14 protein-coding genes are annotated in these 13,324 nt (G+C 66.8%); 5 read left to right on the top strand and 9 right to left on the bottom strand.

From position 1 onward, the window contains the following. Positions 1-110: 110 nt before the first annotated feature. Positions 111-1,160: an SMI1/KNR4 family protein gene (locus ON31_RS21055; protein WP_039816075.1), complete on the bottom strand. Its 1,050-nt coding sequence runs from the start codon at positions 1,158-1,160 to the stop codon at positions 111-113. Between the two features lie 134 nt (positions 1,161-1,294). Here ON31_RS21055 and ON31_RS21060 point away from each other — a divergent pair, with 134 nt between their 5' ends. Together ON31_RS21060 and ON31_RS34780 are read left to right on the top strand one after the other, a co-directional pair. Beyond that, positions 1,295-2,728, top strand: a complete 1,434-nt coding sequence (locus ON31_RS21060) for an ATP-binding protein (RefSeq protein WP_039816076.1) — start codon at positions 1,295-1,297, stop codon at positions 2,726-2,728. A gap of 110 nt (positions 2,729-2,838) precedes the next feature. After that, positions 2,839-3,615, top strand: coding sequence for a hypothetical protein (locus tag ON31_RS34780; RefSeq protein ID WP_051037552.1), 777 nt, complete (start codon positions 2,839-2,841; stop codon positions 3,613-3,615). Here ON31_RS34780 and ON31_RS36840 read toward each other — a convergent pair. Further along, positions 3,590-3,754 carry a hypothetical protein gene (locus ON31_RS36840; RefSeq protein WP_157533741.1) on the bottom strand — a complete coding sequence of 55 codons (165 nt, stop codon included), beginning with the start codon at positions 3,752-3,754 and terminating at the stop codon, positions 3,590-3,592. The two genes, ON31_RS34780 and ON31_RS36840, sit on opposite strands and share 26 nt — an antisense overlap. A 750-nt stretch (positions 3,755-4,504) precedes the next feature. Then, entirely contained in the window at positions 4,505-5,614 is a 1,110-nt protein-coding gene (gene rlmN / locus ON31_RS21075) for a dual-specificity RNA methyltransferase RlmN (RefSeq protein ID WP_039816328.1), read from the bottom strand. Positions 5,615-5,766: 152 nt separating this feature from the next. Here rlmN and ON31_RS21080 point away from each other — a divergent pair, with 152 nt between their 5' ends. After that, complete coding sequence (locus tag ON31_RS21080; protein WP_051037553.1) at positions 5,767-6,117, top strand: LapA family protein; 351 nt, start codon at positions 5,767-5,769, stop codon at positions 6,115-6,117. 33 nt (positions 6,118-6,150) lie between these two features. Here ON31_RS21080 and ON31_RS21085 read toward each other — a convergent pair whose 3' ends face one another. The 4 genes from ON31_RS21085 to ON31_RS21100 form a co-directional block, all read right to left on the bottom strand. Further along, on the bottom strand, positions 6,151-7,011 hold the full coding sequence (locus ON31_RS21085; protein ID WP_051037587.1) for a phosphatidate cytidylyltransferase: 861 nt from the start codon (positions 7,009-7,011) through the stop codon (positions 6,151-6,153). Between the two features lie 183 nt (positions 7,012-7,194). After that, positions 7,195-7,752 carry a ribosome recycling factor gene (frr, locus tag ON31_RS21090; protein WP_029929992.1) on the bottom strand — a complete coding sequence of 186 codons (558 nt, stop codon included), beginning with the start codon at positions 7,750-7,752 and terminating at the stop codon, positions 7,195-7,197. Positions 7,753-7,805: 53 nt separating this feature from the next. Next, complete coding sequence (gene pyrH / locus ON31_RS21095) at positions 7,806-8,540, bottom strand: UMP kinase (RefSeq protein ID WP_039816082.1); 735 nt, start codon at positions 8,538-8,540, stop codon at positions 7,806-7,808. Between the two features lie 159 nt (positions 8,541-8,699). Continuing rightward, positions 8,700-9,566: a helix-turn-helix transcriptional regulator gene (locus tag ON31_RS21100; RefSeq protein ID WP_051037554.1), complete on the bottom strand. Its 867-nt coding sequence runs from the start codon at positions 9,564-9,566 to the stop codon at positions 8,700-8,702. A gap of 123 nt (positions 9,567-9,689) precedes the next feature. Between ON31_RS21100 and ON31_RS21105 the strand changes: the two genes are divergently transcribed. Both ON31_RS21105 and ON31_RS21110 read left to right on the top strand, forming a co-directional pair. Then, entirely contained in the window at positions 9,690-10,574 is an 885-nt protein-coding gene (locus ON31_RS21105) for an NmrA/HSCARG family protein (protein WP_039816085.1), read from the top strand. Positions 10,575-10,632: 58 nt separating this feature from the next. Beyond that, positions 10,633-11,073 carry an SRPBCC family protein gene (locus tag ON31_RS21110; protein ID WP_039816087.1) on the top strand — a complete coding sequence of 147 codons (441 nt, stop codon included), beginning with the start codon at positions 10,633-10,635 and terminating at the stop codon, positions 11,071-11,073. A gap of 174 nt (positions 11,074-11,247) precedes the next feature. On the opposite strand, the gene tsf is transcribed toward ON31_RS21110, so the two are convergent. Together tsf and rpsB are read right to left on the bottom strand one after the other, a co-directional pair. Then, a complete protein-coding gene (gene tsf / locus ON31_RS21115; protein ID WP_039816088.1) occupies positions 11,248-12,072 on the bottom strand; it encodes a translation elongation factor Ts in 825 nt (274 codons plus the stop codon). A 105-nt stretch (positions 12,073-12,177) separates the two neighbouring features. Then, complete coding sequence (gene rpsB / locus ON31_RS21120; protein WP_029929999.1) at positions 12,178-13,044, bottom strand: 30S ribosomal protein S2; 867 nt, start codon at positions 13,042-13,044, stop codon at positions 12,178-12,180. Between the last annotated feature and the right edge of the window lie 280 nt (positions 13,045-13,324).

Genomic DNA, 13,324 nt, shown 5'->3' on the forward strand with positions numbered 1-13,324 from the left:
TCGCGCGGCACCTCACGCGGCATGGCGGCCGAGGTGCGCGCCGAACAGCCGGTCGAGCCCACGAACGATCGCGGACGCTGGCCATCGCTGGTGTCGGTGCGGTAGGGGCCCTATTGACCGGCGGTGCGCAGCCGGGAGAACCACCACAGGTCCCGGCAACCCTTCAGCAGGTGGTCACGGACGGTCCGACCCATGGCCGGACGTCGGCCGTACTTGGTGAAGTACTCGCCGTCTTGCAGGAGATCCCGGACACAACCGTCGGCGATGTCGATGCCGTAGAACGTCGTGCTGGACACCGCGAACGGGATGATCGGGAGATATCCGACCCGTTCGACCAGCGGGGCCGGCTTGTCTCGCTGTTGCCCGGAGGCCCGGAGCTGGGCGGCCTCGGCGGTCCAAGCGGGCGGATCATACCGGTAATCCTCGTCGCTTTGCTTGCGCACCAACTCTTCTCGCCACCGAACCCCGTCACAGATGTCCTGCACCGACAGGACGTCCCCGAGGCCCCAATACGGGGTGGCAAGTCCATTCGACTCCGACAGCAGCTCCCGATGTTCGGGGTGCAGCCTGCCGCCCAGTTCACGGTCGAGCGCGTCCAGCTCCGCTACCGTCGCACCGGCCCGCAACGGCGCGGGGCGGTCAGGATTCCTGCTCTGGATCAACTCGCCGATCTTCGCGACGATCTCGGCCATTGTCGGCGGGGCGGTACGGAGGTTGCGGCCCTGCCAGGGTTCCGAATACTCGCCCAACGTGGCCTGATCGGCGTCGACGGTCATGCTGTCGAGCTGGGCGCGGACGTAGCTGTACAGATCGGGGTAGGTCATCTCCGGTGGCAGCGGAACCGCCGCACCGGTCGGCAGATCCGACGCCGGGCCGACGAACAGGAATACGTTGCCGCTGTAGCCGTTGTCCTCGGTGCCCAGCAGGCTGTAGCTGATCCAGAAGTGGTCCCACCCATTGGCCACCGAAAGCAGCTCTCGATACTGCGGGTCGAGCCGACGCCCCAGCCTGGATTCCGCCGCTCGCAGCTGCTCCTCGCTCGCCCCCGGCTTCGGCATCGTGTCCGACTCATGGTCTCCGAACGTCACAAGTCGCCGCTTCTGCTCGACGAGCCCGTCGACCAGCTCTCGCCACGCCTTCCGATCGACCGGTGCGCCCATATCAGCTCCTTGTTCGCGACGCATGCGATCAGCGGCGTGCTTGCCGATCGCGTTCGGGCCACATTCCACACTGCGATAGGATACTATCGCACACGATAGTATCGCGATTGGTAGTATCCACTCGGAGGTGTGGCTTGGTCGACTTCATCGGGCGGCAACGTGAGCTGGACACACTCGCTGCAGCACTCGCCGGGGTGCAGGCAGAGATCGGAACAGCGAGACCGGGACGTTGCCTGATCCTGCGCGGACGACGCAGGATCGGCAAGTCCGCACTGGTCGAGGAGTTCGTGGACCGGAACCGAGTACCGAACGTCTTTCACACCAGCGAGATCGGCTTCGGCACCGATCCGCTCACCGAGTTCGTCGACGCCGTGCGCAGTTCGTCGCTGCCGGACGCCGACATCTTCGCCGAGGCTCTCCCCGGTAACTGGACAGCGGCGCTGCGCCAGCTCGCGGGCATCCTGCCGGAAGACCAGCCGACTGTGGTGGTACTCGACGAACTGCCGTACCTCATGGACCCGGCAGGTGCGTTCGAGAGCATCTTGCAGCGGGCCTGGGATCGTGAGCTCTCACGCAAACCCGTGCTGCTGATCCTCATCGGTTCCGATCTCGCCATGATGCAGGCACTCACCTCCTACGGACGGCCGTTCCACCAACGCGGCACCGAAATGCGCCTGGGGCCACTCAACCCCGCCGATGTGGCGACGATGACCGGCCTGGAACCAGCCGCCGCCTTCGACGCGGCCCTGGTGACCGGAGGACTACCTGTCATCGCAGTGCGCTGGCGGGCAGGCGAGGATGTCTGGGCATTCCTCGCCCGAGAACTGGCAGACCCGGTGAGCCCTCTGGTCGTTTCCGCACAACTGTCGCTGGCAGCCGAATTCCCGGACCAAACCCAGGCCCGACAGGTGTTGGCGGCAATCGGCAGCGGCGAACGCACCTTCACGAACATCGCCAGAGCGGCCGGCGGCATCGCGCATTCGACGCTGACGCGAGCCACGGAACTATTGACCCGCAAGGGCATCGTCGCGGCGGAGTTGCCCATCAGCCTCACCCCATCCAAGGAACGCCGCTACCGGATCACCGACCCATACCTGCGCTTCTGGCTGACCTTCCTCGGCCCCCACCTCACCGAACTGGACCGCATGCGCCCCGACCTCACCCTCGAACGAATCCACCGCGGATGGACGAGCTGGCGAGGCCGCGCCATCGAGCCACTGCTCCGCGAATCACTCGCACGTCTGCTCCCCACACACGGCATCCCGGCGGTCCCCGCGATCGGCGGCTACTGGACCCGCAGCAACGACGTGGAAATCGACATCGTCGGCGCCGACCGCGAACCCGTCGCACACGAACTCGCCTTCCTCGGGTCCATCAAGTGGCTGGAGAACGCACCCTTCGACAACCACGATCTGGCCGCGCTCCAACGTCACCGTCACCGCGTTACCGACGAACCGATCCCACTCATCGCCGTCACCCGATCCGGTACGACAACCGAACACCTCGACGCCGCATTCTCCCCAGCAGACCTCCTCGACGCCTGGCGACCTCGCAATGACCAGTCCTGAGTCGACGAACGCCGCCGTTCCTCTCTCCCAGCCTACCGGTGTACAGGTACCGTGATACCGGCCAGGTGAAGGGGGAATCAAATGGTCGGACCGATCGCTCGGGAGCTGCCATGACGGATCCCGCAGAACCTTTCCCCGCCGGGTCGACCTGGCGCGAGCGCCGCGCCGCTCGCAAGGCTTCGCGGCAACGTGAGCGTGAGTCGGCACGCCTCGAGCAACAGCGCCGACAAACCCAAGCCCTCGCGGCTCAGCAGTACGCCGATCAGTTCGCTCGGTGGCAGTTCGAGCACGATGAGTTGTCGTCACTCCTGCTCGCGGCCGAGTCCGCCATCCGGCACACCGGGGGCGCCGAATACGGTGTACTCCTGAAGAAGGGCGAATCGGCGCTCTGGGCCGCCGAGGCGGTTGCGTTGATCGAACCGCGTCGACATCCCGGCACCTATAGCCGCGGGTACTCGGGGGTCAGCGTCCGCATCGCCAGAGGTGTTCGCTACCACGTCGGAGGCTCCCGCGGACGCTATCTCCCCGGACCGGAACTACAGACACCCATCGACAGCGGCCAAGCAGTGCTCACCACCTCTCGCGTCGTCTTCAAGGGCTTCAAGATGACCCGCGAATGGCGTTTCGACAAGCTCCTCGGTATCGACACCAGCCCGGACGGGGACGCGGTGCTACTCCATGTCTCGAACCGCCAGAAGGTCTCCGGCCTCATCCTCGGCAGTCTCGTACCGGCATTCGAGTCCTTCCTCGGCACCGCGATAGCCATCTCCCAGAACGGCGCCGAAACCGTTGCGCGAGAACTCGAGTCAAGCTTGTCGGAACACCTGCGACACCGTCCGTCCCTCCCGCCCGGTTCGAATCTCACACAGGAGATACGACCTTGGTGACTTCGCCGCCGATGTTCAGTCCGGTTTCCGAAACCCGATCGCGGAATTCGGCTTCGCATTCGGTGCCGATGTCGTAGTTACGGACATGCAGTCCGGAACATGCTCTGCCGGTTTCGACCAGCCGCCCCGACAGCATCACGCGTCTTCCCGCGACCTAGCACCGCTATTGCAACGATTAATGGGGTCGGCTTCGGCCAATCGTCGATCTAGGCATGCTATCGTTGCGATAATAATGATAGCGATCGAGTACTAACCACAGCATCGAAACTTCGGTCGGCGAGGTCCTGGTCAGTACGCTGGGCCCGTTCTATCTGTATCACCACCTCGATTCAGACGATCTGGTACGTGCCTTTGCCCTGTTGATATTTGTCGCCAGCCGACACCGGCTCGGCCGGTGCCAATCCTGCCGCGGTCAGGGCGGACATCGCCCGGCCGAGTAGCTCATGATCGTCCGGTCCTTCGAAGGGCGGCAACAGGCCAGCCTCTGCAATCCATCGCGGGCAGACCATGGGCAACGATCAAGCGCTGGATAGCGTGGTCGGCGGGGCCACCGAGATGGCCCCACGGACTCGACGCCAATTCGACCAGCGCGTCCGCCACCTCCATATCACCCAGCATCCCCCGCGCGGTCAGAATCGCGACGCGAGACGCCACATATCGAACGGATTCCGGATCCACACTTCGCAACCACGCAAGCAGCGCGTCAGCGTGCGGCCCGCCAACGCGCGAACACAGTTTCGCCGCTGATGCCAGGAATTCCTGGCGTCCACGATGAACTCGACCAGATCGTCGGTCGAAACGAATGCCAGCCGTCGCGCGAGTTCGTCGGGCGAGACCCGTTTCGACGGCCAGTCCTTCGTGGAACTGAATACCTCAGGGCCGAGTCCGCTCATCCTTCCGCGGCGAGCTGCCCGCAGGCAGCGGCGATCTCCTGACCACGGGTATCGCGCACCGTGCAGGGCACGCCCTGCGCCTCGACGCGGCGGACGAACTCACGCTCAACAGGTTTCGGGGAGGCGTCCCACTTCGAACCCGGCGTCGGGTTCAGGGGGATGACATTGACATGGACGCGGGAGCCCAGGGCCTTGTGCAGCTTCTTACCGAGCATATCGGCGCGCCACGGCTGATCATTGATGTCACGGATCAATGCGTACTCGATCGACACGCGGCGGCCGGACTTGTCGGCGTAATAGCGTGCCGCGTCGAGGACTTCGGCGACCGGCCAGCGGTTGTTCACCGGGACCAGGGTGTCGCGCAGTTCGTCGTCGGGGGTGTGCAGGGAGACCGCGAGGGTCACCGACAGGTCCTCGTCGGCGAGTTTGCGGATGGCGGGGGCCAGCCCGACCGTGGAGACCACCACATTGCGCTGGGAGATGCCCAGACCGTCCGGAGCCGGAGACGTGATGCGGCGAACGGCGTTGACCACGCGTTTGTAGTTGGCCAGGGGCTCGCCCATACCCATGAAGACGATATTGGACAGGCGGCCGGGCCCACCGGCGACCTCACCGTCGCGCAGCGCCGCGGCGGCGGCGCGCACCTGGTCGACGATCTCGGCGGTGGAGAGGTTGCGGTTCAGGCCGCCCTGGCCGGTGGCGCAGAAGGGGCAGGCCATACCGCAGCCGGCCTGGCTGGAGATGCACAGCGTGGCCCGGTCGGGGTAGCGCATGAGCACCGACTCGAGCAGGGTGCCGTCGCCCGCCTTCCACAGTGTCTTGCGGGTGCTGCCGTCATCGCAGGCGATATGCCGGACGGGGGTGAGCAGCGGCGGGAACAGCGCCTCACCCACCTTGGCGCGCATATCGGCGGGCAGATCGGTCATCTGCTCGGGATCGGCCTGCAGCCGCCCGTAGTACTGGCGCGCGATCTGGTCGGCGCGGAACTTCGGCAGCCCCAGGTCCGCCATGACGGCGCGCCGCTCCTCGGCATCGAGGTCGGCGAGGTGCCGCGGCGGCATGCCACGGCGGGGGGCGTCGAAGACGAGCGGCAGGGGGGCAGTCATAACCTCTCCAGTGTCCCATCCGAGCGCGGTCGCGCGGGTGCCGGGGCGGGCGGCGCTGATCACACCACCCATGAATCTCCGGCAAGTCCGACATACCTGCGACAACGGGCAATATCCGTGCACTGGTCATAGCTATCCGCAATGATCGAGTTATGACAGCCGACGCCGCACACCCCGGGGACGCTGAACACCCGGAGCCCGAGAAACTGATCGACAAGCCGACCGACACGAGAAAACCCGATCCGACCATCGACCGGGCGCTGAAAACCCGCACCGGCTACACCTGGCTGGCCCTGATCATCGCGGCGCTGCTGGGCATCGTGCTGCTGGTCTTCATCCTGCAGAATCTGGAGACGGCCCACGTCGAGTTCTTCGCCTGGCGGTTCCAGATGCCGATCGGCGTACTGGTACTGCTGTCGGTGATCATCGGGGCGCTGGTGATGGCGCTGGTCGGCGGCTGGCGCATCTTCCAGCTACGGCGCGCCGCGAAGAAAGTGGGCTGACGGGCGGGGGCTCCACCGTCGGAGCCCCCGGCCTCACAGCAGCGCCGTCAGCACCAGCCAGGACACGAATGCGGACGGCAACATGGAGTCCAGCCGGTCCATGATGCCGCCGTGTCCGGGCAGCAGGGTGCCCATATCCTTGATGCCCAGTTCCCGCTTGATCTGGGATTCGATCAGATCGCCGGTGGTGGCCACCAGCACCAGGCCCACACCCAGCAGCACGCCGATCATGGAATTCGCCTGCAAGAGCAAAGTGACCGTGAGCAGGCCGCCGATCACCGAGAACAGCAGCGAACCGCCGAAGCCCTCCCAGGACTTCTTCGGACTGATGGCGGGAACCATGGGATGGCGGCCGAAGAGCACCCCGGCGACATAGCCGCCCACATCGGAGCAGACCACCAGGATCATGAAGGTCAGCACCCGCAGATTGCCGTCGTCGTCGAGCAGCATGAGGACGGCGAAGGAGGCCAGCAGCGGCACCCAGGCGAGGACGAAGATGCTGATCGCGGTGTCGCGCAGGTAGTTTCGCGGCGTGGCGCGCAGCCCGTGGTCGAACAGCCGCCACACCATGAGGGCGAGCACGGTCGCCGCGAAGGCCCCCGCCACCCCCTCCGGACCGAACGGCCAGGCCAGCCAGATGACGGCCTGACCGCCTAGCAGCAGCGGAATGCGCGGCACCAGCACATCGGCCTCACGCAGCCGCTTGGCGACCTCCCAGGTGGCCACCGCCATAGCGACCGCGATCACGCCGACGAGAACCTTCGGCACGAACAGCAGGATCGCGATGAGCGACAGCCCCAACCCGAAACCGACCACCAGGGCGGCGGGCAGGTTGCGGCCCGCCTTGGACTTGCCGCCCTTGTCGCCGTCGGACGCCGGGACCGGATCCGGTATGGCGGCCGACGAACCCGCGCGCGCCGGATCGCCGGATGTGCCCGGGGTCGCGGGCTGCTGCGCCGCCCCCGTCACCTCCGACGGCGTCGCATTGTCTGCGGCGGCAGTATCTTCGGCCACGATTGTCCTGTCGCTCACTTGTCGTCCGTTCGTCCCTACCCCCGGCCGGCGCCGCCGACCGGCTCAGACCTCGAGCAGTTCCGATTCCTTGTGCTTGACCAGTTCGTCGATCTGCGCGACGTACTTGTGGGTGGTCTTGTCCAGTTCCTTCTCGGCGCGGCCGACCTCGTCCTCGCCCGCCTCGCCGTCCTTCTGGATGCGGCCCAGCTCCTCCATGGCCTTGCGGCGCACATTGCGGATGGAGATCTTGGCGTCCTCGCCCTTGGACTTGGCCTGCTTCACCATCTCGCGGCGCCGCTCCTCGGTGAGCTGCGGCACGCTCACCCGGATGATGTGGCCGTCATTGGTCGGGTTCACCCCCAGATCCGAGTTGCGGATGGCGGTTTCGATGGCGCCCAGCTGCGCGGCCTCGTAGGGCTTGATCACGACCATGCGCGGTTCGGGCACATTGATGCTCGACACCTGGGTGATCGGGGTGGGCGACCCGTAGTAGTCGATGACGATCCGGGAGAACATGCCCGGATTCGCGCGACCGGTCCGAATGGACCCCAGGTCGTCCTTCGCCACCGAGACGGCTTTCTCCATCTTTTCCTCGGCGTCGAAGAGCGCTTCTTCAATCACGGCGTTTCCTCCACAGCGTCATCGTTCGTTTCGGTCGGCGCGGTCCGTGCGGTTCACGTCCGCACCAACGTGCCGATCTTCTCACCGGCCACGGCACGGGCGATATTGCCCTTGGTCAACAGATTGAACACCAGGATGGGCATCTGGTTGTCCATACAGAGGCTGAACGCGGTGGCATCGGCCACCTTGAGACCACGCTCCAGGACTTCCTTGTGCGTGATCTCGGTGAACATGGTGGCGGCGGCGTCCTCGCGCGGATCCGCGGTGAAGACACCGTCGACGGCCTTGGCCATGAGCACCACCTCCGCACCGATCTCCAGGGCGCGCTGCGCGGCGGTGGTATCGGTGCTGAAGTACGGCATACCCATACCGGCGCCGAAGATGACGACGCGGCCCTTCTCCAGATGCCGTTTGGCGCGCAGCGGCAGGTACGGCTCGGCGACCTGCCCCATGGTGATGGCGGTCTGCACCCGGGTGTCGATCCCCTGCTTCTGCAGGAAGTCCTGCAACGCAAGGGAATTCATGACGGTGCCGAGCATGCCCATGTAGTCGGAGCGGGCCCGCTCCATCCCGCGCTCCTCGAGTTCGGCGCCGCGGAAGAAGTTGCCGCCGCCGATCACGACCGCGACCTGCACACCGGTGGAGACGACCTCGGCGATCTGTTCGGCGACCGTCTGCACGACATCCGGGTCGAGCCCCACCTTGCCGCCGCCGAACATCTCACCACCCAATTTGAGAAGTACTCGGCGATAGCCCTTGCGGTCGGGCGCCGTTTCCGGGTCCGTCATCGGTCTCCTTCTCCCTCGGCAGCGAGCCTGCGCACGCACATGAAAAGACCATCCCGATATGCGTATTGCACGGGACGGCGACGAGCTTTATCTATCCTGCCTCACGCGCGGGCGCGAGGGTGACCCGACCCTCGTTCCCGGTGAGAATTTCGGGGCAGTTTATCCGGTTTCCGCGCGGGCCGACAGCGCGGCCAGACGCGCCGCGGCGGTCGCGGTGGTGGGCACCTGCACGACCAGCAGCGATGCTGGATTCTCCACCGGTCGCGACTGGAACAGCTCGACCTCCACCTCGCCGACCTCCGGATGACACACCACGATGGTGGCCGGGCGGAATCGACGCACCGGATACTCCGCCCACCACTGCCGGAACTCCGGGCTGGCCTCGCGCAAACCGGCCACCAGCGCGGTCAGCCGCGGGTCGTCGGGACGGCGGCCCACCGCGTCGCGCAACTGGCCCAGCACCGCCCGCGCCGCCGCTTCCCACCGCGGCATGCGCGTCCGATTCTCGGTGTCGGTGAATATCATCCAGAGCAGATTGCGGCGCTCGGGCGGCAGGGCCAGCGGGTCGTGGCGCAGCAGCGCGTAGGCACGGTTCCACGCCAGGTAGTCGAAGGCGGCGTCGTAGACCGAGGCCGGGTTCGGGAGGACGGCGTCGACCAGGCGCTGCATCCGGGCGCGGTCGTCGGCGGCCCACTCCGTGTCCGGTTCGGTGAATCCGGCCAGGTGACGCAGGTGGCGATGCTGGTCGTGATCGAGCATCAGAGTGCGGGCGAGGGCATCGATCACCTGACGGCTGGCGGTCACGTCGCGGCCCTGCTCGAGCCAGGTGTACCAGGTCAGGCCCACACCGGAGAGCTCGGCCACCTCCTCGCGGCGCAGACCCGGGGTGCGGCGGCGCGCGGGGTCACCGTAGGCCCGCAGCCCCACGTCGGCCGGTTGCAGTTGCGCACGCCGGGCCCGCAGGAATTCGGCCAGCCGTGCCCGCCTGCCGCGCTCGGACCCGTGATCGCCCTTGGCGTCTACCATGTCGCAGCCCTCCCCGCGCGAAACCTGGGTAGCAGTATCGCTACCAGGACAGGAATCTGCCCGGCTTCGTAGCGTGATTCTCATCGGAGAGCCGAAACGGCAAGAGAATCAAGGGAGTACGACATGTCCCGACCGAACGGACCGGTACTGGTCATCGGCGCCACCGGACGCCAGGGCACCGCCACCGCCACCGCCCTGCTGGACCGCGGTCGCCCGGTGCGGGCATTCGTCCGCGACCCGCACGCGCCCGCCGCGGTCGCGCTGCGCGACGCGGGAGCCGAACTGGCCGTGGGCGATCTCGACGACGAGGATTCGCTGCGCAAGGCCATGGACGGCGCACACGGCGTCTTCCTCATGCTGACCATGATGTCCGGGGCGAATATCAGCCTCGCGGGCGTGGCCGAGGAACAGCGGCGCGGCCGCCGCATCGCCGAACTCGTGGGCGAACTCGGCATCCCGCATCTGGTCTACAGCTCGCTCAGCGGGGCGGGTGCGGGCTCCGGCATCGAGTACTACGCGTCGAAGGAGCGCATCGAGGACCGCATCCGCGAGTTGGAGCTACCCGCCACCATCCTGCGGCCGGTGCTGTTCATGGACAATTTCGCCACCTACAACCGGCCCACCCGGGATGGTGACCACCTGGTGCTGGCGCTGGCCGTCGCGCCCGAGGTGCCGATGCCGCTCATCGCCATCGCCGATATCGGGCGATTCGCGGCCGTGGTCTTCGACCGGCCCGAGGAGTTCATCGGCCGCACCATCGAGTTGGCGGGCGATGTACTGACGCCCCCGCAGATCGCCGAAAAACTCGCCCGCACAGCCGGATTGCGCCCGCGCACGGTGCAGATCCCGATCGAGCAGATCCAGGCCTTCGACGAGCAGGTGGCGAAGATGTTCGCCTTCTTCAACACCCACCCGCACGCCGACATCGACCTGGACGGGCTCCGCGCCGCCCATCCCGACCTGCACGACCTGGATACCTGGCTGCGCGCCACCGACTGGCAGCCGTGAGGCGCACGCCACCGCACCGGCACGAAGGCTGACAGCTTCCCCGGCGTAGCATCGGCCCATGTCCGTCGACGTCGCGACCACCATCGAGATAGCTCGGCCGCGGGCGGAGGTCGCGGCCTTCGCGGGCGATCCGGACAATGCCACGCGCTGGTACACGAATATCCGGTCCGTGCAGTGGCTCACCGCGAAACCGGTGGGCGTGGGCTCGCGGATGGCGTTCGTGGCGCGGTTCCTCGGACGCGAACTCGCCTACACCTACGAGGTGCGGGAACTGGTGCCCGGCGAACGATTCGTCATGAGCACCGCGGCGGGGCCGTTTCCGATGGAGACGACCTACACGTGGGAGGACACGGCGGACGGCGGAACGCGTATGACGCTGCGCAATCGGGGGGAGCCCACCGGATTCGCGAAGATCGCCGCACCGGTTCTGGTCGCGGCGATGCGTTCGGCCAATCGGAAGGATCTCGAGCGGCTGAAGGAACTGCTGGAGGCGCGATGAGGCGGTAGAGCGATCGAGGGCGCGTCATACCGCGACTCACGCCCGGCCGACCTCGCCGCCAGCTGTCGACCGGCCTCGCGGCATCCCACCCCGCCGCCTCCGCCGTTCCTGACAAATGAAACAGTCCCTCGCGCAATCTCGTTGCGCGAGGGACTGTTTCGCTGTGTCAGGCGATTACGCCTGGCCGACCTCGAAGCGGGCGAAGCGGGTGATGGTGACACCGGCCTCGTCCAGCAGCTGCTTCACGGTCTTCTTGTTGTCGGTGACCGACAGCTGCTCCAGCAGGACGACGTCCTTGTAGAAGCCGTTCACGCGACCCTCGGTGATCTTCGGCAGCGCGGCCTCGGGCTTGCCCTCCTCGCGGGCGGTGGCCTCGGCGATGGAGCGCTCCTTCTCGACCACGTCGGCCGGAACCTCGTCGCGGCTCACGTACTTGGCCTTGAGCGCGGCGACCTGCATGGCGGCGGCACGCGCGACCTCGGCGGCGGCGTCGCCCTCGCCCTGGTACTCGACCAGGACGCCCACGGCGGGCGGCAGGTCGGTGGCACGCTTGTGCAGGTAGACGGTGGTGGTGCCGTCGAAGGCGGCCACCCGGCGCAGCTCGAGCTTCTCGCCGATCTTGGCGGCCAGCTCCTGCACGGCCTGGTCGGCGGTCTTGCCACCCAGGTCGACGGCCTTGAGGGCGTCCAGGTCGGCCGGACGGGCCTTGGCGGCCGCGGTCACGACCGCGTTCGCCAGATCCTGGAACTCCTGGTTCTTGGCGACGAAGTCGGTCTCGGAGTTGATCTCGATCATGACGCCGTCCTGCGCGGCGACCAGGCCCTCGGCGGTGGCGCGCTCGGCGCGCTTGCCGACATCCTTGGCGCCCTTGATGCGCAGGAACTCGACGGCCTTGTCGAAGTCGCCGCCGTTCTCCTCGAGAGCCTTCTTGCAGTCCATCATGCCGGAGCCGGTGAGCTCGCGGAGCCGCTTCACATCGGCGGCGGTGTAGTTCGCCATCTGGGGCGAGCCTCCTGTTGTGAGTAAGTCTGTGGTGGTCACACCTTGCCGACCGCTACCCAACGGAAACGGTCGGCAAGGTGAACAAAGCCTCGCGGCTGAGAATCAGAAGTCGGCCGGGGTCTTGGTGGCCGGGTTCTCCTTCAGCTCCGCCTCGGCGGCGGTTTCGGCGGCCGGGGCTTCCGCGGGAGCCTCGGCGGTGGCGCCCGCCAGCAGCTCCTGCTCCCACTCGGCGAGCGGCTCGCCGGCGCCGGCCTCGGGCTTGGCATCACCGGTGGCGCGCGCGGCACGGGCCTGCACACCCTCGGCGACGGCGGAGGCGACGACCTTGGTCAGCAGCGCGGCCGAGCGGATGGCGTCGTCGTTGCCCGGGATCGGGTAGTCGACCAGGTCGGGATCGCAGTTGGTGTCCAGGATCGCGATGACCGGGATGTTCAGCTTGCGCGCCTCGCCGACGGCGATGTGCTCCTTGTTGGTGTCGACGACCCAGATGGCCGAGGGCACCTTGGCCATATCGCGGATGCCGCCGAGGGTGCGCTCCAGCTTGTTCTTCTCACGCGTCAGCATGAGGATTTCCTTCTTGGTGCGACCCTCGAAACCGCCGGTCTGCTCCATCGCCTCGAGCTCCTTGAGGCGCTGCAGCCGCTTGTGCACGGTCTGGAAGTTGGTGAGCATGCCGCCCAGCCAGCGCTGGTTCACGTAGGGCATGCCGACGCGGGTCGCCTCGGAGGCGATCGACTCCTGGGCCTGCTTCTTGGTGCCGACGAAGAGGACGGTGCCGCCGTGCGCCACGGTCTCCTTGACGAACTCGTAGGCCTTGTCGATGTAGGTCAGCGTCTGCTGCAGATCGATGATGTAGATGCCGTTGCGGTCGGTGAAGATGAACCGCTTCATCTTCGGGTTCCACCGACGGGTCTGGTGACCGAAGTGCGCGCCGCTGTCGAGCAGCTGCTTCATTGTTACGACAGCCATGGCTCCCGTATCTCCTCTTATCGCTGGTTGACGCAGAAATCGGCGATCTCTGCCCTGGCGCCCGCGGCCACCGGAACCCACGACGCACCTGCTGAACAATCGATGTTCAGCGGAACGCGATGGGACCAGCCGGCGACCCTCGATGCGGGCGCGCGAAGTCGGTCTGCGTACGCAAACCGCTGGACCAGTCTACGGGGGTGACGGGTCAGACAGAAATCGGGTCTCGCGAGGGAAGAGACGGGTATTCACATCGGCGCGTGTCATCCACACTCGCCGATAC

Origin of the sequence: Nocardia otitidiscaviarum NBRC 14405, assembly GCF_000308635.1 — a bacterium.
GTDB classification, from domain to species: Bacteria; Actinomycetota; Actinomycetes; order Mycobacteriales; family Mycobacteriaceae; genus Nocardia; species Nocardia otitidiscaviarum.